The organism is Streptomyces sp. P9-2B-2, from assembly GCF_030406865.1.
Lineage (GTDB): Bacteria > Actinomycetota > Actinomycetes > Streptomycetales > Streptomycetaceae > Streptomyces > Streptomyces platensis.
This window is the reverse complement of record NZ_CP129126.1, coordinates 3069097-3087415: the sequence shown is the minus strand read 5'-3', so window position 1 is coordinate 3087415 and position 18319 is coordinate 3069097. Positions and strand designations below refer to the sequence as shown.

Sequence of the window (18319 nt, the reverse complement as noted above, 5' to 3'; positions counted from 1 at the left end):
CGGGAGGGTGTGACCCGTCGCCCGGCCGTCGGGAGGGTGTGACCCGTCGCCCGGCCGGCGGGAGGCGTGGCCTGTCGTTACTCGGCCTCGCGCCAGCCCTCGTACTCCGCCGCGAGGTCGTGCAGCCGCGCGGGGTCGTGAGCGGCGTCCGGGTCCTCGACGACCACCAGCCACTGGGCGTCCTCGGCGTCGTCCTCACCGGCCAGCGCGTCCCGTACGAGCTGGGGCTCCTCGGCGACACCGAAACGTTCGGTCAGGGCTTCGGCGACCTCCTCGGCCGCGTCGCGGTCGGGCAGCACCAGTACGTGGCGCACCGGTCGTACATCGGGGTGGTGGGGGGCTGCGTCATTCACCCGGCCATTGTCCGACAGGGGGAGGGTGGCCGGGTCCGGCAGGGGGCGGAGTGCGGCCGGGCCGGGTTGTCAGTGGCACGTGGGATGCTGGACCGCGATGGCCAGGAAGACAGCTCACGATGACCCGCTTGCCCCCGTCACGATCGCGGTGGGCCAGGAAGACCTGCTGCTGGACCGCGCGGTGCAGCAGGTGGTGGCGGCCGCCCGGGCGTCCGATGCGGACACCGATGTGCGCGACCTCACCCCCGAGCAACTACAGCCCGGCACCCTCGCCGAGCTGACCAGTCCCTCGCTCTTCGCCGAGCGCAAGGTCGTCGTGGTGCGGGCCGCCCAGGACCTGTCCGCGGACACCATCAAGGACGTCAAGGCGTATCTCGGCTCGCCCGCCGAGGAGATCACGCTGGTGCTGCTGCATGCCGGCGGGGCCAAGGGGAAGGGCCTGCTGGACGCCGCGCGTAAGGCCGGGGCGCGGGAAGTGGCCTGCCCCAAGATGACCAAGCCGGCCGACCGGCTGGCCTTCGTACGGAGCGAGTTCCGTACGACGGGGCGTTCGGCGACGCCGGAGGCCTGTCAGTCGCTGGTGGACGCGATCGGCAGCGATCTGCGTGAGCTGGCATCGGCCTGTTCACAGCTGGCTGCCGATGTCGAGGGCACGATCGACGATGCCGTTGTCGCGCGCTACTACACCGGCCGGGCCGAGGCATCGAGCTTCACCGTCGCGGACCGTGCCGTCGAGGGCCGGGCCGCCGAGGCGCTGGAGGCACTGCGCTGGGCGATCGCCACCGGCGTCGCCCCCGTCATGATCACCAGCGCACTGGCCCAGGGCGTCCGCGCCATCGGCAAGCTCGCCTCCGCCCCTCGCGGCGCCCGCCCCGGCGACCTCGCCCGCGACCTCGGTATGCCGCCCTGGAAGATCGACCGGGTCCGGCAGCAGATGCGCGGCTGGTCGGCGGACGGTGTGGCCACGGCGCTGCGTGCGGTGGCAGCGGCCGACGCGGGAGTGAAGGGCGGCGGCGACGATCCCGAATACGCCCTGGAGAAGGCCGTCGTGACGATCGCCCGGGCGGCCCGGTCGCGGTGAGGCGGCGGCGGGGGCGGCGATCTGACGGGGGCCGGGGCGCGCCCGCGGTAGCGGTGAGGCGGCCGTTGGGGGCGCCTGGGGAAGGCATCCGGCGGGGCCGGGTGCTCTCACCGAGCCCGCCAGCTTCCTACGGGGGCCGCGAGCACCGACCCGAGCCCTGAGGACCCCGCGCGGGACTGCAAGCTGCCCACCGAGCCCACGAGCCCCTCACCGAGCCGCGGCTCTCCACCGGCCCGCAAGCTGCCCACCCAGCCCGAGCCCCCTCACCGACCCCCCAACCCCCTCACCTGGACCGCGAGTTCTGGAGCCGCTTGAGCGTCTCCGTGGCGCTGGTCTTCAGCATCGTTGCGGCCTCGTCGGCCGTTGGCTGCTTGGTGGAGCTGCTGCTTGAGGCGTAGTTCGACCAGGTCGACTGATAGGTCATCCAGCCGTCCCGGATGCCGAGGATCACATAGGAGCCGGAGCTTGTGCTGCCGTCGTCCTTGCGGGTTACCAGAAAGGCCTCGTCGCCGAGGCCCGGTACGGCCTCGACCCGGTAGCCGGTGGAGGCGTCCTGCTTCTCGTACGAGCGGTAGCTGTCGGCGAATTCGGGGCCGGGGTCGGTCTTCTTGTGCAGGGTGGCTGTGTTGGAGAGCCAGATCGAGGAATAGTCGGAGCTACTGGCGTTCTTCTTCTCCAGTGAGGTGTTGCACCACATGATGTCGAGAGAGGCATGTTGTGCGCCGCTGTGCTGCGGATTGGCGTCTTTCGAGGCCGTGCCGGTGCTCGCCTTGGCCTTGAGGTCGGCGTTCTCGAACGGGGTCATCGAGGTGTCCGCGCACAGATCACTGGTATAGCCGTAGCCCGCGAGGTCGGGGCTGGGCTCGGAGGAGAAGCCGCCGGTCGCGAACAACAGCGAGCCCCAGACCGCGGAGGCGGCGACGGCCCCGCCGATCGCCCAGAGCCAGCCGGACATGCCGCGGCCCGTGCCGTTCGGAGCACCGGGCGCCCCTAGGGGGGTACCGGCTGCCGGATAGCCGTAGCCACCGGCCGGCCCCTGCGGCGGGGGCTGCTGTGCGTAGGGATTCTGCTGTGCGGGCACCGGATTCTGCGGTGCGGGAACCTGGCCGTAGGGATGCGCCTGCGGCTGGCCGTAAGGATTGTTCTGATCCCCCGATATGGACATGGGCGCAGCGTAGCGGACCCCGCCGAAAGTGAACCCGGCCCGGCGTCGTGAATTCCCCCGACGGCGGGTAAGCCCGATCTTTCAGACCGAAGCAACCCTCCGCCGAGAAATGTCGCCCCCGTAACAAGAGCCCCTGGACATATTCCCCGTAACAATTACCGCTCGCTCAGCAAAAGCTCCGAAGCGGATCCCGTTAAAAAGCCCCGAAGTGCAGCCCCCACGACAAAAGGCCCCGCCTCATCCCTGGGGAAGGGGGAGGCGGGGCCTTCGTATCAAGCTGTTGCGGACTCGTCGGCGGTGGTGACCGCCGGGTGAGCCGGGTGCGCCGCACCCGCGTGGCGAACGCAGGCCGTGTGCGGCGCGGTGGTGCACCGGTCAGGGAGCGGAGAGAGGGGCCGCTGGGTCCCTGTCGGCAGGGTTACTGCTCGGGTGTTGCGGTGGGTCGAAGATCAGGCCCGAACGGGCCTGAGACCTTCTTCCGGAGGAAGGTCAGCCCTTGAGGGACGCGACCTTCTTCGCCAGCGCCGACTTCTTGTTGGCGGCGGCGTTCTTGTGGATGACACCCTTGCTGACTGCCTTGTCGAGCTTCTTGGCAGCCTCGGCCTGGGCGGTGGCGGCCTTCTGCAGGTCGCCGGCCTCCACGGCCTCGCGGGTGCGACGGATCGCGGTCTTCAGAGTGGACTTGACAGCCTTGTTGCGCTGACGAGCCTTCTCGTTGGTCTTGATCCGCTTCATCTGGGACTTGATGTTCGCCACGAAAGAGCCTTTTCAGGTTCGTTGGAGTTTCGAGTTGCGCCTCGTACGAGAGAGGGCACGAAGCACAGTGGACCAGGCTACCAGCAGGGTCCACGGCCTCCCAAACCGGGCCGGACCTGCCGTTCCAGAAGGCCCGCCGGACCCGTCCCCGAGCTGCTCAGGCAACCCGGCCCGGTCCCCGCAGCGCGCCCTGCCCGGCTCTCCCGGAGCCGCTCGAACGAACCGGGCAGGCCACTCGGCCTGCCCGCCGGAGAGGTCCCGCCGCCCCTCCCGGAACCGCAAGATCGCCCCCCGCCCCGCCCAAACCGGACCGAGCCCCTCGCTCATGGGACGATGGGGGGAGACGTCATATACCCGAGTCCCGCCTACCCGCGTTCACTGAATGGACCCTGCGTGCCCGCGACCCCTACGAACGTGCCGGAGCCGAGCCGTACCGATCCGGCCCTCCTCCGTAACTTCTGCATCATCGCGCACATCGACCACGGCAAGTCGACGCTCGCCGACCGGATGCTCCAGCTCACCGGTGTCGTCGACCAGCGGCAGATGCGCGCGCAGTACCTCGACCGCATGGACATCGAGCGCGAGCGCGGCATCACGATCAAGTCCCAGGCGGTCCGGCTGCCCTGGGACCCCACCGAGGGTGAAGAAGGAAGTGGCACGACCCACATCCTGAACATGATCGACACCCCGGGCCACGTCGACTTCACCTACGAGGTCTCGCGCTCGCTCGCCGCGTGCGAGGGCTGCATCCTCCTCGTCGACGCCGCCCAGGGCATCGAGGCCCAGACCCTCGCCAACCTGTACCTGGCGATGGAGCACGAGCTCACGATCATCCCCGTCCTCAACAAGATCGACCTGCCGGCCGCGCAGCCCGAGAAGTTCGCCGCCGAGCTGGCCAATCTGGTCGGCTGCGAGCCGGAGGACGTGCTGCGGGTCTCCGCCAAGACCGGCGTCGGCGTGGCCGAGCTGCTGGACAAGGTCGTCCGCGAGGTGCCGGCCCCGGTCGGCGTCAAGGACGCCCCCGCCCGCGCGATGATCTTCGACTCGGTCTACGACGCCTACCGCGGTGTCGTGACCTACGTGAAGGTCGTCGACGGCACGCTCAGGAAGCGCGAGCGCATCAGGATGATGTCGACCGGCGCGGCTCACGAGCTGCTGGAGATCGGTACGAACTCCCCGGAGATGAAGGCCGCCGACGGGCTGTCCGTCGGCGAGGTCGGCTATCTGATCACCGGTGTGAAGGACGTCCGGCAGTCCAAGGTGGGTGACACGATCACCCAGCTCACCAAGGGTGCCGATGTGCCGCTGGGCGGCTACAAGGACCCCAAGCCGATGGTGTTCTCGGGGCTGTATCCGCTGGACGGCTCCGACTACCCCGAGCTGCGCGACGCGCTCGACAAGCTCCAGCTCAACGACGCCGCGCTGGTCTACGAACCGGAGACCTCCGCGGCCCTGGGCTTCGGCTTCCGCGTCGGCTTCCTGGGCCTGCTGCACCTGGAGGTCGTCCGCGAGCGCCTGGAGCGCGAGTTCGGCCTCGAACTGATCGCCACCGCGCCGAACGTGGTCTACCGCGTCGACATGGAGGACGGGGCCGAGCACGAGGTCACCAACCCGAGCGAGTTCCCGACGGGCAAGGTCGACAAGGTGCACGAGCCGGTCGTCCGGGCCACGCTCCTGGCGCCGAGCGAGTTCATCGGCGCGATCATGGAGCTGTGCCAGAACCGCCGCGGCAACCTCCTCGGCATGGACTACCTCTCCGAGGACCGCGTCGAGATCCGCTACACCCTCCCGCTCGCCGAGGTCGTCTTCGACTTCTTCGACCAGCTCAAGTCCAAGACCCGTGGCTACGGCTCGCTGGACTACGAGCCCACCGGCGAGCAGGTCGCCGACCTGGTGAAGGTCGACATCCTGCTGCACGGCGACCAGGTCGATGCGTTCTCCGCGGTCTGCCACAAGGACAAGGCGTACGCGTACGGTGTGCGGCTGGTCGCCAAGCTGCGGGAGCTGATCCCGCGGCAGAGCTTCGAGGTGCCGATCCAGGCCGCCATCGGCAGCCGGGTCATCGCCCGTGAGACGGTCCGCGCCATCCGCAAGGACGTCCTCGCCAAGTGCTACGGCGGTGACATCTCCCGTAAGCGGAAGCTGCTGGAGAAGCAGAAGGAAGGCAAGAAGCGGATGAAGATGGTCGGCAGCGTGGAGGTCCCGCAGGAGGCCTTCATCGCGGTGCTGTCCTCGGACTCCGACGGTGACGCGAAGGCGAAGAAGTAGCGCGCAGCCGGTGACGGCGGCCGCTGAGCGGCGACGGCAGGGCGTCGGTCCCCATGGCGGGGCCGGCGCCCTGCCGGCTTTCCGGGCCGCTCAGGGGGAGGAAGGCCCGGGCGGGCGCCGGGGGTGGTGTGCTCCGGTCCGCCGGGTGTGATCTGGTGGCGGTGACCGGCGCGGCTCGCTATCGGGGCATTGCGCTTGCTACGTACACCTATCGCACCGGTCACATCGTGAACCAGTAGGTCGCAGCCCCTTACGTGGCGGCGGATCGCGCTCTAGTCTGATCACGCTCAAAGGTTACTCGCGAGTCACCAGCAACGAAGCGGGCCCCGGAGGACGCCGTGACGGACACCCACACGCTGATCGAAAACCGGCCGCCCTCGGTGGCCCACCTCTTCCTGGAACGGGTGGCGGCCACGCCCGACATCGAGGCCTATCGCCATCCCGTCCCCCCGGCCTCGGGCCAGGGGCCGGACGACTGGAAGGCGATCAGCTGGGCCCAGGCCGCGGAGCGGGTCTACGCCGTGGCCGCCGGGCTCATCGCCCTCGGCGTACGCCCCGAGGAGCGGGTGGCGCTGGCCTCGAACACCCGCGTCGAGTGGATCCTCGCCGACCTCGGCGTGCTCTGCTCCGGCGCCGCCACCACCACGGTCTACCCCAGCACCAACACCGAGGAGACCGCGTACATCCTGTCCGACTCGGGCAGCCGGGTGCTGATCGCGGAGGACGCCGGACAGCTCGCCAAGGCCCGCGAGCGGCGGGCGGAGCTGCCCGAGCTGGCGCATGTCGTCGTCATCGACGAGACGGGTGCGGAGCCCGCCGAGGGCGACCCGGAGGGCTGGGTGCTCACCCTCGCCGAGCTGGAGAAGCGCGGCACCGCCTATCTGGAGGAGCACCCGGAGTGCGTCAAGGAGCGGGTCGGCGCGCTGCGGGCCGACCAGCTGGCGACCCTCATCTACACCTCCGGGACCACCGGCCGCCCCAAGGGTGTCCGGCTGCCGCACGACTGCTGGTCGTACATGGCCCGTGCGATCCAGTCGACCGGCCTGGTCCATGAGGACGATGTGCAGTACCTCTGGCTGCCGCTGGCGCATGTCTTCGGCAAGGTGCTCACCGCCGGGCAGATCGCGACCGGCCAGGTGATCGCCGTGGACGGCCGGGTCGACAAGATCATCGACAATCTGCCGGTCGTCCGGCCCACGTACATGGCTGCCGTGCCGCGGATCTTCGAGAAGGTCTACAACGGGGTCGCGGCCAAGGCCCGCGCGGGCGGCGCCGCCAAGTACAAGATCTTCCAGTGGGCGGCCGAGGTGGCCCGCGAGTACGCCAAGGTCTCGCAGGACAACTTCCGCCGCACCGGCAGCGCCTCGGTGCCGTTCGCGCTCGGCGCCAAGCACAAGATCGCCGACGCCCTCGTCTACACCAAGCTCCGGGAGGCGTTCGGCGGGCAGCTGCGCGCCGCGGTCTCCGGATCGGCCGCGCTCTCCCCGGAGATCGGCTACTTCTTCTCCGGCGCCGGTATCCACATCCTGGAGGGCTACGGCCTGACGGAGTCCAGCGCCGCCAGCTTCGTCAACCCCGGCGAGGCCTACCGCACCGGAACGGTCGGCAAGCCGCTGCCCGGCACCGAGGTGCGGATCGCCGAGGACGGCGAGATCCTGCTGCGCGGCCCCGGCATCATGCAGGGCTACCACGGCCTGCCGGACAAGACCGCCGAGGTCCTGGAGGAGGACGGCTGGTTCCACACCGGCGACATCGGCGAGCTCTCCCCGGACGGCTATCTGCGGATCACCGACCGCAAGAAGGACCTGATCAAGACCTCGGGCGGCAAGTACATCGCGCCGGCCGAGGTGGAGGGCCAGTTCAAGGCGGTCTGTCCGTTCGTCTCCAATGTGCTGGTGCACGGCGCCAACCGGAACTTCTGCACCGCGCTGATCGCCCTCGACGAGCCGACCATCCTGACCTGGGCGGCGGAGCACGGTCTGGGCGGCAAGGGCTATGCCGAGGTCGTCGCCACCGACCAGGTCCGGGAGCTGATCGACGGCTATGTCGAGCGGGTCAACGAGGGGCTCCAGCGCTGGCAGCAGATCCGCAAGTTCCGGTTGCTGCCGCGTGACCTGGACATCGAGCACGGTGAGGTGACCCCGAGCCTCAAGATCAAGCGGCCCGTGGTGGAGCGGACCTTCAAGGACCTGCTCGACGACATGTACACGGGGGCGCGCGAGGCGTAGCCGTAGGGCACGGCCCTCGGGACAACGGCTATTCGGGACAGGGGTGCGGGACGGGCCGGTCGGCTCCGCCCCGTACCGCCGTGCCGGGGGCCGGCCCCGTGCCGCCGTGCCCACGACTCCGTTCCTGTCGGCCAACTCCCGCGGTACGTCAGCCGAATTGATGGCTTCGACCACCCACTTCTGTGACTCAGTGCTTATGGTTGCGCTCGTTCTGTCACTCTGTCGGTGGCGCATCCGGCGCTGTAGCGGAGCTGGTCGGGAGTTGCTCAATGAGGACGACAACTTCGTCTCCACGGGACGACGACGTCACGGCGGCGCGCGCGACGCGGACGGGCGGGTTCCCCGGCGGACCCGCCGACGGCCCCGCGGTCCGTTCCCGCCGGGCCAGCCTGCCCGGTGATCCGCAGGCCGCTGCCGCCGCCCGGCGCTTCGTCCGGGCCGTCTTCGCCGACTGGACCGGCCGGCGGCTGACCGGCGCGGAGGGCCTGACCGGCCGGCTCGCCGACGAAGCGGTCCTGCTGGTCAGCGAGTTGGTGACGAACGCCGTCGTGCACGCGGGCACCACCGTCGAACTGCGCTGCCGGCTGGACCCGGCGCCCGGCCGGGACGGGGGCGCGGAGCCGTACCGGGGCCGCGACCGGGAGCCGTACGAGGCGCCGCACCGGGAAGCGGCGGCCGCCCCGGGAGCCGACGACGCCTCCGGCCCCGGCGTCCTCATCGAGGTCTCCGACCACCACCCCACCCAGCCGGTCCGCGCCCGCGCGGAGAGCGCCGCGTCCGAGAACGGCGGGCACGGGCTCCAGCTGATCAGCGCGGTCGCCGAATCCTGGGGCGTCACCTACCGCCGGGCCATGAAGACCGTGTGGTTCCGGCTGCCCGTGGGGGCCGCGGACGGCACCGGCCGGCCCGAGCCCGATTTCACCCTCGACCACCAGCTGCTCCAGCGCGAGCTGCGGGCCGCCGAGCTCCTCGCCCCGGCCCCGCGCCGCGCCGCCCGGCAGGAACCCGGCAGCGGCCGGGCCGACAACGGCGCGCTGTCCTTCCTCGCCGAGGCCTCCGATCTGCTCTCCGGCCAGCTCGACGCCGACCAAGTCGCCGCGCTCGCCGCCCAGTTGATCGTGCCCCGGCTCGCCGAGTGGTGTGCGGTGTGGCTGTACGACAGCGACAGCGGCGCACCCGGCCGGGGCATCGCCCAGGCCGGTGACGAGCAGCGGCTCGCCGGCGTCTGGCACACCAGCGAGAGCCGGATCGACGCGCTGCGCACGGCGCTGGAGAAGCAGCCGCCGGAGCTTGCGGGCGGCGGCGCGTCCGTCGGCGCACCGGGCATCGTGCCCTGGCCCTGGCCGTACGAACCGGGCGGCTGTGGCCCCGGCGGCGGCGCCGCACTGGCCTGCCCCCTGGTCGCCGGCGGCCGGCGGTTCGGCACCCTGCTGCTCGGCCGGGCCGGGCTGCTGCATTTCCCCGACGCGGTGGTCGCGCTGATCGAGGACCTGTGCCGCCGGGTCGCCCGCGCGGTCGCCACCGCCCGCGCCTACAGCCGCCAGGAGCGCATCAGCCAGGTCCTTCAGCGCCGGCTGCTGCCCCGGGGGCGGGCGCGGGTGCCCGGCGTGGAGTCGGCGGTGGTCTACGAACCGCGCGAGGGCGCCTGGGCGGGCGGCGACTTCTGGGACCTGTTCGACGCCGGGGACGGCCGCTGGTGCTTCGCGCTCGGCGACGTCTGCGGCAGCGGCCCGGAGGCGGCCGCGGTGACCGGGCTGGCCCGGCCGGTGCTGCGGCTGCTGGCCCGCGACGGCTTCGGGGTCGCGGCGGTGCTAGACCGGCTCAACAAGACCATGGCGCGGGAGGCCGCGGACTCGGTCGCGGCGGTCGCGGCGGCGGTGGCGGCGGCCGGCGCCGGGGCGGAGGCGCCGGTCGAGATCCGCGAGGAGGGCGAACAGGCCCGCTTCCTGTCCCTGCTCTACGGCGAGATCGTCCCGTACCCCGGCGGCTCCGGCGGCGCCCGCTGCACCCTCGCCAGCGCCGGCCACCCGCTGCCGCTGGTGCTGGGCACGGACGGCGCGGTCCGGGTCGTCGCGGCGCCGCAGATGCTGCTGGGGGTGGTCGAGGACGCGGCGTACGTAAGCGAATCGTTTGACCTCTGCCCAGGGGAGACGCTGCTGTGCGTCACCGACGGGGTGACCGAGCGGCGCTCGGGGCGGCGGCTCTTCGACGACGAGGACGGCCTGGCGACGGCCCTCGCCGCGGGCGCCGGCCTGGGGGCCACCGCCCTCGCGGACCACATCCGCCGCACCGTGCACGCCTTCGGCCCCACCCCGCCCGACGACGACCTGGCCCTGCTGGTCCTCCAGGCCTCGGCCCCCGGGGTGTCCTGAGGCACAGCGGCGCCGGACCGGCGCGGCCCCGGCATGACGGACAATGGTTCCCATGCCTTCCGCACTGCCTGATGGTGAGCCGATGCCCGAGGACGGGGCGCTGCCCGGTCATACCGCGGCCGGGGCCGCCGGGCGCCCCCTCGGCTTCTATCTGCATGTGCCGTACTGCGCGACCCGCTGCGGCTACTGCGACTTCAACACCTACACCGCGAGCGAGCTGCGCGGCTCCGGCGGCGCCCTGGCCTCCCGGGACAACTACGCCGACACCGTCGTGGACGAGATCCGGCTGGCCCGCAAGGTGCTGGGCGACGACCCGCGCCCGGTCGAGACGGTCTTCGTCGGCGGCGGCACCCCGACCCTGCTGCCCGCCGCCGATCTCGGCCGGATGCTGGCCGCGATCCGCGAGGAATTCGGCCTCGCGCCCGGCGCGGAGATCACCACCGAGGCCAACCCGGAGTCCGTCGACCCCCGCTACCTGGACGAGCTGCGCGCGGGCGGCTTCAACCGCGTCTCCTTCGGCATGCAGAGCGCCCGCCAGCACGTCCTGAAGATCCTCGACCGTACGCACACCCCCGGCCGCCCCGAGGCCTGTGTCGCCGAGGCCCGCGCCGCCGGCTTCGACCACGTCAACCTCGATCTGATCTACGGCACCCCGGGCGAGACCGACGACGACTGGCGCGCCTCCCTCGACGCCGCGATCGGCGCCGGTCCCGACCATGTCTCCGCGTACGCCCTGATCGTCGAGGAGGGCACCCAGCTGGCCCGCCGGATCCGCCGCGGCGAGGTCCCGATGACCGACGACGATGTGCACGCCGACCGCTACCTGATCACCGAAGAACGCCTCGCCGCGGCCGGTTTCACCTGGTACGAGGTCTCCAACTGGGCCACCACCGACGCCGCCCGCTGCCGCCACAACGAGCTCTACTGGACCGGCGCCGACTGGTGGGGCGCCGGCCCCGGCGCCCACAGCCACGTCGGCGGCGTCCGCTGGTGGAACGTCAAACACCCCGGCGCCTACGCCCAGGCCCTCAGCGAAGGCCGCTCCCCGGGCGCCGGCCGCGAACTCCTCTCCGCCGAGGACCGCCGCGTCGAACGCATCCTCCTGGAACTGCGCCTGGTGGACGGCTGCCCCCTGGAAATCCTCGCCCCGGCAGGCGCACGGGCGGCGGCCCGGGCCCTGTCGGACGGCCTCCTGGAAGCCGCTCCGTACGAGGCCGGCCGGGCCGTGCTGACCCTCCGGGGGCGGCTGCTGGCGGATGCGGTGGTGCGGGATCTGGTGGACTGAGAAGCTGCTGTGCTCGAATGAGTGAACCAATGCGAGGGGCCTGCGGCCCCGCCTAGGCTGCTCCTAGCCTGTGCCGTAATACACGGCGACGGGAAACGGAGGCCATGGAGATGACCGCTGTGGATGAACGCCGGATGACGGAGCTCTTCGAGAACCTTGAGGTTCCCGAGGGGGTCAAAATTGAGCTCCTCCGGGGGGAAATCGTGATGATGGCGGGGCCGGATCTGGTCCGCAACCGGATCGTGCGGTCCGTGGCGTTGCAGCTTCCCAGCGACCGCTGGGAATGGCTGATGACCCAGGACATCGACATCCTGAGCGAGCAGAGCGAACCGGTGCCCGATCTCGTGGTGCTGAAAAGCGACGCCGGACCGGACTCCGGCCGGCTTCTGCCGTCAGGAGTGGTCACGATGCTTGTCGAAGTCGTCTCCAAGAACAGCGTCGACCGTGACTACGGAATCAAGCGCGGGATCTACGCGGCGGGCAAGGTGCCCGCGTACCTGATCATTGATCCCATCGTCGCCCACTGCGTCCTGCTCACCGAACCCGCCGGCGTCGGCGACGCGGCCGACTACGCGGTGCAGCGGATCACCAAATTCGGCGACCCTGTGCCGCTGGAGCTGCTCGGCATCGAGCTGGACACCAGCGAATTCGGGACCCTCCCCAACGTCAGGCCGCACCGCCGGCCGTGACGAAGTCGATCAGCTCCTCCACCCGCCCCAGCAGCGCCGGCTCCAGGTCCTTGTAGGAGCGCACGCAGGAGAGGATCCGCTGCCAGGCGGCGCCCGTGTTCTCCGGCCAGCCCAGGGACCGGCAGACGCCCGTCTTCCAGTCCTGGCCGCGCGGGACGGTCGGCCAGGCCGGGATGCCGACCGAGGACGGTTTCACGGCCTCCCAGATGTCGATGTACGGGTGGCCCACCACCAGCGCGTGGTCACCGGTCACCCCGGCCGCGATCCGGGACTCCTTCGAGCCGGGGACGAGATGGTCGACGAGGACGCCGAGGCGGGCGTCCGGGCCGGGGGAGAAGCTGCGGACGATCGCGGGGAGGTCGTCGACGCCCTCCAGGTACTCCACGACGACGCCCTCGATGCGCAGGTCGTCGCCCCACACCCGCTCCACCAGCTCGGCGTCGTGCCGGCCCTCCACGTAAATGCGCCCGGCGCGGGCGACCCGTGCGCGGGCGCCGGGGACGGCCAGGGAACCGGAGGCCGTACGCGCCGGAGTGGTGGCGGCCGGTCTGCCCTGGGGGCGTACGAGGGTGACCACCCGCCCCTCCAGGAGGAAGCCGCGCGGCTCCATGGGGAAGACGCGGTGCTTGCCGAAGCGGTCCTCCAGGGTGACCGTCGGGCCCTGGGCGGTCTTCTCGCAGCGGATCACGGCGCCGCAGAAACCCGAGGTGACCTCCTCGACGACCAGATCGGGATCGGCGGGCACCTCGGGCGCCGGGCGCTGCTTCTTCCAGGGTGGGGTGAGGTCGGGGCTGTAGTGCCTGTTCTGCATCGAGTGGGGCCTGTCCGTGGGTGAGCGGGCGGGGGTCAGGAGGGGGCGACGCCGAAGCGGGCGGCGAGGGCGGCGCGCTGGGCGCGGACGAAGGCGGCGTCCACCACGGCGCCGTGGCCGGGCACATACCGCGCGTCCTCGCCGCCGAGGGCCAGCAGCCGGTCCAGTGCGCCGGGCCAGCGCTGCGGCAGCGCGTCCGGGCCCGCCTGGGGTTCGCCGGACTCCTCGACCAGATCGCCGCAGAAGACGATCTCCGGGGACCCGCCCCGGCCCGGTACCAGGACCGCGAGATCGTGCGTCGAGTGCGCGGGGCCGACATTGGCGAGCAGCACCTGCCGGTCGCCGAGCTCGACGGTCAGCTGGTCGTGGACGTGGTGGTGCGGGGCGACCAGCAGATCGGCGGCCTCGGCGGCCGCGTCGCGGTCGACGCCGTGCCGGATCGCGTCGTGCCGCAGCGTGTCCTTGCCGCGGCGCAGCAGATCACCGAGACCGGCCGCGCCGAAGACCTTGACGCCCGCGAACGCGGCGGTGCCCAGGACGTGATCGAAATGCGGGTGGGTGAGCGCGACATGCGTCACGTCCCGGCCCAGCACCCCGCGGATCGCCCGTCGCAGATCCGCGCCGTCGCGCAGGGTCGCGCCGGTGTCGACGATCATGACGCCGGTGGTGCCCGCGATCACGCCGATCGTCTCGTCCCAGCCCGGCATCCGGCGCCTGGCGACACCGTCACCGAGCTGTTCCCAACCGGCCTCTTCCCAAGACGTATGCATACCGAGACGCTAGCGCCATCGCGATAGCGTTGCCCGACAGATCGGCCGAACACGGGCACCGGGCGGGTGCTGTGTGCGGCCGCCCTTGCCGTGTCCGTGCTACTCGGCCGTACACTGGCTCAAGGTCTGGCACTCGGCCCGTGTGAGTGCCAGGAGAGTCGAGACGGCGGACGGCCGGACTGGAGGTGCGCGGGATGCTCAGTGAACGCAGGCTCGAAGTGCTGCGCGCCATCGTCCAGGACTATGTCGGGACGGAGGAGCCGGTCGGCTCCAAGGCCCTGACCGAACGCCATCAGCTCGGTGTCTCCCCGGCCACCGTCCGCAACGACATGGCCGTCCTGGAGGACGAGGGTTTCATCGCCCAGCCGCACACGAGTGCCGGGCGCATCCCGACCGACAAGGGCTACCGCCTCTTCGTCGACAGGCTGGCCGGTGTGAAGCCGCTGTCCAGTCCGGAGCGGCGGGCGATCCAGAACTTCCTGGACGGCGCCGTCGACCTCGACGACGTGGTGGGCCGCACGGTCCGGCTGCTGGCGCAGCTGACCCGGCAGGTCGCGGTCGTGCAGTACCCGTCCCTGACCCGGTCCACGGTCCGGCACGTCGAGCTGCTGGCCCTGGCCCCGGCCCGGCTGATGCTGGTGCTGATCACGGACACCGGGCGGGTCGAGCAGCGGCTCATCGACTGCCAGGCACCGTTCGGCGAGACCTCGCTGGCGGATCTGCGGGCCCGGCTCAACAGCCGGGTCGTGGGGCGCCGGTTCGCGGATGTGCCGCAGTTGGTGCAGGATCTCCCGGAGTCCTTCGAGCAGGACGACCGCGGCACGGTCTCGACAGTGCTGTCGGTGTTGCTGGAAACTCTGGTGGAGGAGACCGAAGAGCGGCTGATGATCGGCGGCACCGCCAATCTCACGCGCTTCGGGCACGATTTCCCCCTGACCATCCGGCCGGTGCTGGAGGCCCTTGAGGAGCATGTGGTGATGCTCAAGCTGCTCGGGGAAGCCAAGGACTCGGGCATGACCGTACGTATCGGGCATGAGAATGCCCACGAAGGCCTGGCGTCCACATCGGTCGTCACGGTCGGCTACGGTTCGGGCGACGAGGCAGTCGCCAAACTCGGCGTGGTCGGACCGACCCGCATGGACTACCCCGGAACGATGGGAGCGGTACGCGCAGTGGCACGTTACGTCGGACAAATCCTCGCGGAGTCGTAAGTGGCCACGGATTACTACTCGGTCCTCGGTATCGGACGCGACGCCTCGCAGGACCAGATCAAGAAAGCCTTCCGCCGGCTGGCGCGCGAGCTGCACCCGGACGTGAACCCGGATCCGAAGACCCAGGAGCGGTTCAAGGAGATCAACGCCGCTTACGAGGTGCTCTCGGACCCGCAGAAGAAGCAGGTCTACGACCTCGGCGGCGACCCCCTCTCGCAGGCGGGCGGCGGCCAGGGCGCGGGCGGCTTCGGCGCGGGCTTCGGCAACTTCTCCGACATCATGGACGCGTTCTTCGGCACCGCGTCGCAGCGCGGGCCGCGCTCGCGCACCCGCCGCGGCCAGGACGCCATGATCCGGCTCGATGTCGAGCTGACCGAATCGGCCTTCGGCACGACCAAGGACATCCAGGTCGACACCGCCGTCGTCTGTACGACGTGCAGCGGCGAGGGCGCGGCGCCGGGTACCTCGGCGCAGACCTGTGACATGTGCCGCGGCCGCGGTGAGGTCTCGCAGGTCACCCGGTCGTTCCTGGGCCAGGTCATGACCTCGCGGCCGTGCCCGCAGTGCCAGGGCTTCGGCACGGTCGTCCCGACGCCGTGCCACGAGTGCGCGGGCGACGGGCGGATCCGCTCCCGCCGCACCCTGACCGTCAAGATCCCGGCCGGTGTCGACAACGGCACCCGCATCCAGCTCGCGGGCGAGGGCGAGGTCGGCCCCGGCGGCGGCCCCGCCGGTGATCTCTACGTGGAGATCCACGAGCTGCCGCACCCCACCTTCCAGCGGCGCGGCGACGATCTGCACTGCACGGTCACCATCCCGATGACGGCGGCGGCGCTGGGCACGAAGTGCCCGCTGGAGACGCTGGACGGGGTCGAGGAGATCGACGTCCGGCCCGGTACCCAGTCCGGCCAGTCGATCCCGCTGCACCAGCGCGGTGTGACCCATCTGCGCGGCGGTGGCCGCGGCGACCTCATCGTCCATGTCGAGGTGCAGACGCCCACCAAGCTCGAACCCGAGCAGGAGGAGGCGCTGCGGCGGCTGGCCAAGCTGCGCGGTGAGGAGCGGCCCACGGGGCAGTTCCAGCCGGGACAGCAGGGTCTGTTCTCGCGGCTGAAGGACGCTTTCAACGGGCGATAGCCCAGGTCGGCCCGGGGGTCCGCGGAGGTTCCCCGGGCCCGGTTGACAGCCACCGCCCCTGTTCGGGGCGGTGGGATGGGCGTGACACGATGTGCTCATGCCCACCGCACCAAGCGATCTCTGCCGCTACCCGATCGTGCAGGCCCCGATGGCGGGAGGCGGCTCCGGACCCGAGCTCGCCGCCGCCGTCTGCGAGGCCGGCGGTCTCGGCTTCCTCGCCGCCGGCTACAAAACCGCCGACGGGATGTACCAGGAGATCAAACAGCTGCGGTCGCTGACCGACCGGCCCTTCGGCGTCAACCTGTTCATGCCGCAGCCCTCCCTGGCCGACGGCTCCGTCGTCGAGGTCTACCGCGAACAGCTCGCCGGTGAGGCCACCTGGTACGAGACCGAACTCGGCGACACCGACGGGCCCATCGACGACGGCTACGAGGCCAAGCTCGCGATACTGCGCGAGGACCCGGTGCCGGTGGTGTCCTTCACCTTCGGCTGCCCCTCGCGCGCCGTCCTCGACGCATTCGCCAAGGTCGGTACGTACACCATCGTCACGGTCACCACCGCAGCCGAGGCACAGGCCGCGCAGTGGTCGGGCGCGGACGCGGTGTGTGTGCAGGGCGTGGAGGCCGGCGGCCACCAGGGCACCCACCGGGACGACCCGCATGCGGACGGGACCGGCGCGGGGCTCGGGCTGCTGGCGGCGCTCGGCCAGATCCGGGAGGCCGTACAGATCCCGATGATCGCCGCGGGCGGGCTGATGCGCGGGGCGCAGATCGCGGCGGTGCTGGCCGCCGGGGCGACCATGGCGCAGCTGGGCACCGCCTTCCTCGCCACCCCCGAGTCGGGCGCCAACCCGCTGCACAAGCAGGCACTGACCAACCCCCTGTTCACCCATACGGAGTTGACCCGGGCGTTCTCCGGGCGGCCGGCCCGCGGGCTGGTCAACCGCTTCCTGCGCGAACACGGCCCCTACGCACCGGCCGCCTACCCGGCCGTCCACTACCTCACCTCCACCGTGCGCAAGGCCGCCGCCAAGGCGGGCGACGCCCAGGGCATGAACCTGTGGGCGGGGCAGGGACACCGGCTGGCGCGGGAGCTGCCCGCCCGCCAGCTGGTGGAGGTGCTGGCGGCCGAACTGGACGCCGCGCGCGCCGCGTTGCAGCGCCCCGCCAACGGCGGCGCGGCATGACCGCGCCGGTGTTCCTCGTCGAGTCCCTCGCGGGCGTACGGGCCGGTGGCACCCTGATGCTGGACGGTCCCGAGGGCCGGCACGCGGTGTCGGTGCGCCGGCTGCGGGCCGGTGAAGAGGTCGTCCTGACGGATGGTCACGGCACCGGCGCCTACGGCACGGTCGCCGCTGTCGAGGGCAAGGACCGGCTCACCGTCGCGGTCACCGGACTGCGCACCGAGGACCCGCCCCGCCCCACGATCACCGTCGTCCAGGCGCTCCCCAAGGGCGACCGCGGGGAGTTGGCCGTCGAGACGATGACCGAGACCGGGGTGGACGCCATCGTGCCCTGGCCGGCGGCGCGTTGTGTCACCCAGTGGAAGGGCGAGCGGGCCGCCAAGGCGCTGGGCAAATGGCGGGCCACCGCCCGCGAGGCCGGCAAGCAGTCGCGCCGGCTGACCTTCCCCGAGGTCGCCGACCCGCTGACGACCAAGCAGGTGGCCGCGCTGCTCGCCGACGCCGACTTCGCGGCCGTCCTCCACGAGGAGGGCAGCGCACCGCTCGCCACCGCCGAACTCCCCGCCGAGGGCCGGATCGTGCTCGTCGTCGGCCCGGAAGGGGGAGTCTCCCCGGAGGAGCTCACCGCCTTCGCCGAGGCCGGCGCGAGGCCTTACCGGCTGGGGGCGAGCGTGCTGCGCACGTCGACGGCCGGGACGGCGGCCGTCGCGTTGCTGTTGGGGCGTACGGGGCGGTGGGCCTAACCGGTCCGCTGCGCTTTGCTTTTGCCCCACGTTTTTGGCTTTTTCGCCGTGGGGGTTGCTCGGCGTTTGTGGCCCGCTGACGCGGTGCCCTCGCCGTTTTTCGCCTGCGGCGGGCGGGTCCGCTGCGCGGGGCTGTTGGGTGCGGTGACGGGCCTGCGCGGGTGGGGGTGTCCGGACTGCTTCGCTTTACGTCCGGACACCCCCACCCGCTCCGGCCCGTCACCTCCCGTTGAGGGGTGGGGAGAGGCCGGCGGGGGGTTGGTGTGG

15 protein-coding genes are annotated in these 18319 nt (G+C 71.6%); 10 read left to right on the top strand and 5 right to left on the bottom strand.

Annotation, left to right across the window (positions count from 1 at the left end; all coding sequences use genetic code 11):
• Positions 1 to 77 precede the first annotated feature (77 nt).
• Complete coding sequence (locus tag QT196_RS13520) at positions 78 to 353, bottom strand: hypothetical protein (protein WP_266730928.1); 276 nt, start codon at positions 351 to 353, stop codon at positions 78 to 80.
• A 97-nt stretch (positions 354 to 450) separates the two neighbouring features.
• Between QT196_RS13520 and holA the strand changes: the two genes are divergently transcribed.
• Positions 451 to 1434, top strand: coding sequence for a DNA polymerase III subunit delta (holA, locus tag QT196_RS13515; RefSeq protein WP_168479081.1), 984 nt, complete (start codon positions 451 to 453; stop codon positions 1432 to 1434).
• Positions 1435 to 1717: 283 nt separating this feature from the next.
• On the opposite strand, the gene QT196_RS13510 is transcribed toward holA, so the two are convergent.
• The gene (locus tag QT196_RS13510) at positions 1718 to 2599 is read right to left on the bottom strand and encodes a hypothetical protein (RefSeq protein WP_248001128.1); all 882 of its coding nucleotides are present in this window, start codon (positions 2597 to 2599) and stop codon (positions 1718 to 1720) included.
• Positions 2600 to 3088: 489 nt separating this feature from the next.
• Positions 3089 to 3355 (bottom strand): 30S ribosomal protein S20, encoded by a 267-nt coding sequence (rpsT, locus tag QT196_RS13505; protein ID WP_085925657.1) that lies wholly within the window; start codon positions 3353 to 3355, stop codon positions 3089 to 3091.
• A gap of 393 nt (positions 3356 to 3748) precedes the next feature.
• Here rpsT and lepA point away from each other — a divergent pair, with 393 nt between their 5' ends.
• The 5 genes from lepA to QT196_RS13480 all read left to right on the top strand — a co-directional run bounded on the left by lepA (position 3749) and on the right by QT196_RS13480 (position 12197).
• Positions 3749 to 5623 carry a translation elongation factor 4 gene (gene lepA, locus QT196_RS13500; RefSeq protein ID WP_168479080.1) on the top strand — a complete coding sequence of 625 codons (1875 nt, stop codon included), beginning with the start codon at positions 3749 to 3751 and terminating at the stop codon, positions 5621 to 5623.
• Positions 5624 to 5961: 338 nt separating this feature from the next.
• Entirely contained in the window at positions 5962 to 7851 is a 1890-nt protein-coding gene (locus QT196_RS13495; protein ID WP_266730921.1) for a long-chain fatty acid--CoA ligase, read from the top strand.
• Between the two features lie 269 nt (positions 7852 to 8120).
• Positions 8121 to 10223 carry an ATP-binding SpoIIE family protein phosphatase gene (locus QT196_RS13490; RefSeq protein WP_290354973.1) on the top strand — a complete coding sequence of 701 codons (2103 nt, stop codon included), beginning with the start codon at positions 8121 to 8123 and terminating at the stop codon, positions 10221 to 10223.
• 52 nt (positions 10224 to 10275) lie between these two features.
• Entirely contained in the window at positions 10276 to 11508 is a 1233-nt protein-coding gene (gene hemW / locus QT196_RS13485; protein WP_290354972.1) for a radical SAM family heme chaperone HemW, read from the top strand.
• 110 nt (positions 11509 to 11618) lie between these two features.
• Positions 11619 to 12197, top strand: a complete 579-nt coding sequence (locus QT196_RS13480) for a Uma2 family endonuclease (RefSeq protein ID WP_290354971.1) — start codon at positions 11619 to 11621, stop codon at positions 12195 to 12197.
• Here QT196_RS13480 and QT196_RS13475 read toward each other — a convergent pair.
• Together QT196_RS13475 and QT196_RS13470 are read right to left on the bottom strand one after the other, a co-directional pair.
• Positions 12175 to 13008, bottom strand: coding sequence for a DUF3097 domain-containing protein (locus QT196_RS13475; protein WP_168479075.1), 834 nt, complete (start codon positions 13006 to 13008; stop codon positions 12175 to 12177). The two genes, QT196_RS13480 and QT196_RS13475, sit on opposite strands and share 23 nt — an antisense overlap.
• Positions 13009 to 13043: 35 nt before the next feature.
• The gene (locus tag QT196_RS13470) at positions 13044 to 13778 is read right to left on the bottom strand and encodes an MBL fold metallo-hydrolase (RefSeq protein ID WP_266730917.1); all 735 of its coding nucleotides are present in this window, start codon (positions 13776 to 13778) and stop codon (positions 13044 to 13046) included.
• A 194-nt stretch (positions 13779 to 13972) separates the two neighbouring features.
• Here QT196_RS13470 and hrcA point away from each other — a divergent pair, with 194 nt between their 5' ends.
• The 4 genes from hrcA to QT196_RS13450 all read left to right on the top strand — a co-directional run bounded on the left by hrcA (position 13973) and on the right by QT196_RS13450 (position 18052).
• Positions 13973 to 14989: a heat-inducible transcriptional repressor HrcA gene (hrcA, locus tag QT196_RS13465; RefSeq protein ID WP_168479074.1), complete on the top strand. Its 1017-nt coding sequence runs from the start codon at positions 13973 to 13975 to the stop codon at positions 14987 to 14989.
• Positions 14990 to 16126, top strand: coding sequence for a molecular chaperone DnaJ (gene dnaJ, locus QT196_RS13460; protein ID WP_168479073.1), 1137 nt, complete (start codon positions 14990 to 14992; stop codon positions 16124 to 16126).
• 97 nt (positions 16127 to 16223) lie between these two features.
• Positions 16224 to 17312, top strand: a complete 1089-nt coding sequence (locus QT196_RS13455) for a nitronate monooxygenase (protein WP_168479072.1) — start codon at positions 16224 to 16226, stop codon at positions 17310 to 17312.
• On the top strand, positions 17309 to 18052 hold the full coding sequence (locus QT196_RS13450; RefSeq protein ID WP_168479071.1) for a 16S rRNA (uracil(1498)-N(3))-methyltransferase: 744 nt from the start codon (positions 17309 to 17311) through the stop codon (positions 18050 to 18052). The genes QT196_RS13455 and QT196_RS13450 overlap by 4 nt, the downstream gene beginning before the upstream one ends.
• Positions 18053 to 18319: the final 267 nt, after the last annotated feature.

Coding starts and splice junctions, on each gene's coding strand:
- holA (WP_168479081.1), top strand. CDS start 451: ATGGCCAGGAAGACAGCTCACGATGACCCGCTTGCCCCCGTCACGATC.
- QT196_RS13510 (WP_248001128.1), bottom strand. CDS start 2,599: ATGTCCATATCGGGGGATCAGAACAATCCTTACGGCCAGCCGCAGGCG.
- QT196_RS13490 (WP_290354973.1), top strand. CDS start 8,121: ATGAGGACGACAACTTCGTCTCCACGGGACGACGACGTCACGGCGGCG.
- hemW (WP_290354972.1), top strand. CDS start 10,276: ATGCCTTCCGCACTGCCTGATGGTGAGCCGATGCCCGAGGACGGGGCG.
- QT196_RS13480 (WP_290354971.1), top strand. CDS start 11,619: ATGACCGCTGTGGATGAACGCCGGATGACGGAGCTCTTCGAGAACCTT.
- QT196_RS13475 (WP_168479075.1), bottom strand. CDS start 13,008: ATGCAGAACAGGCACTACAGCCCCGACCTCACCCCACCCTGGAAGAAG.
- QT196_RS13470 (WP_266730917.1), bottom strand. CDS start 13,778: ATGCATACGTCTTGGGAAGAGGCCGGTTGGGAACAGCTCGGTGACGGT.
- hrcA (WP_168479074.1), top strand. CDS start 13,973: ATGCTCAGTGAACGCAGGCTCGAAGTGCTGCGCGCCATCGTCCAGGAC.
- QT196_RS13455 (WP_168479072.1), top strand. CDS start 16,224: ATGCCCACCGCACCAAGCGATCTCTGCCGCTACCCGATCGTGCAGGCC.
- QT196_RS13450 (WP_168479071.1), top strand. CDS start 17,309: ATGACCGCGCCGGTGTTCCTCGTCGAGTCCCTCGCGGGCGTACGGGCC.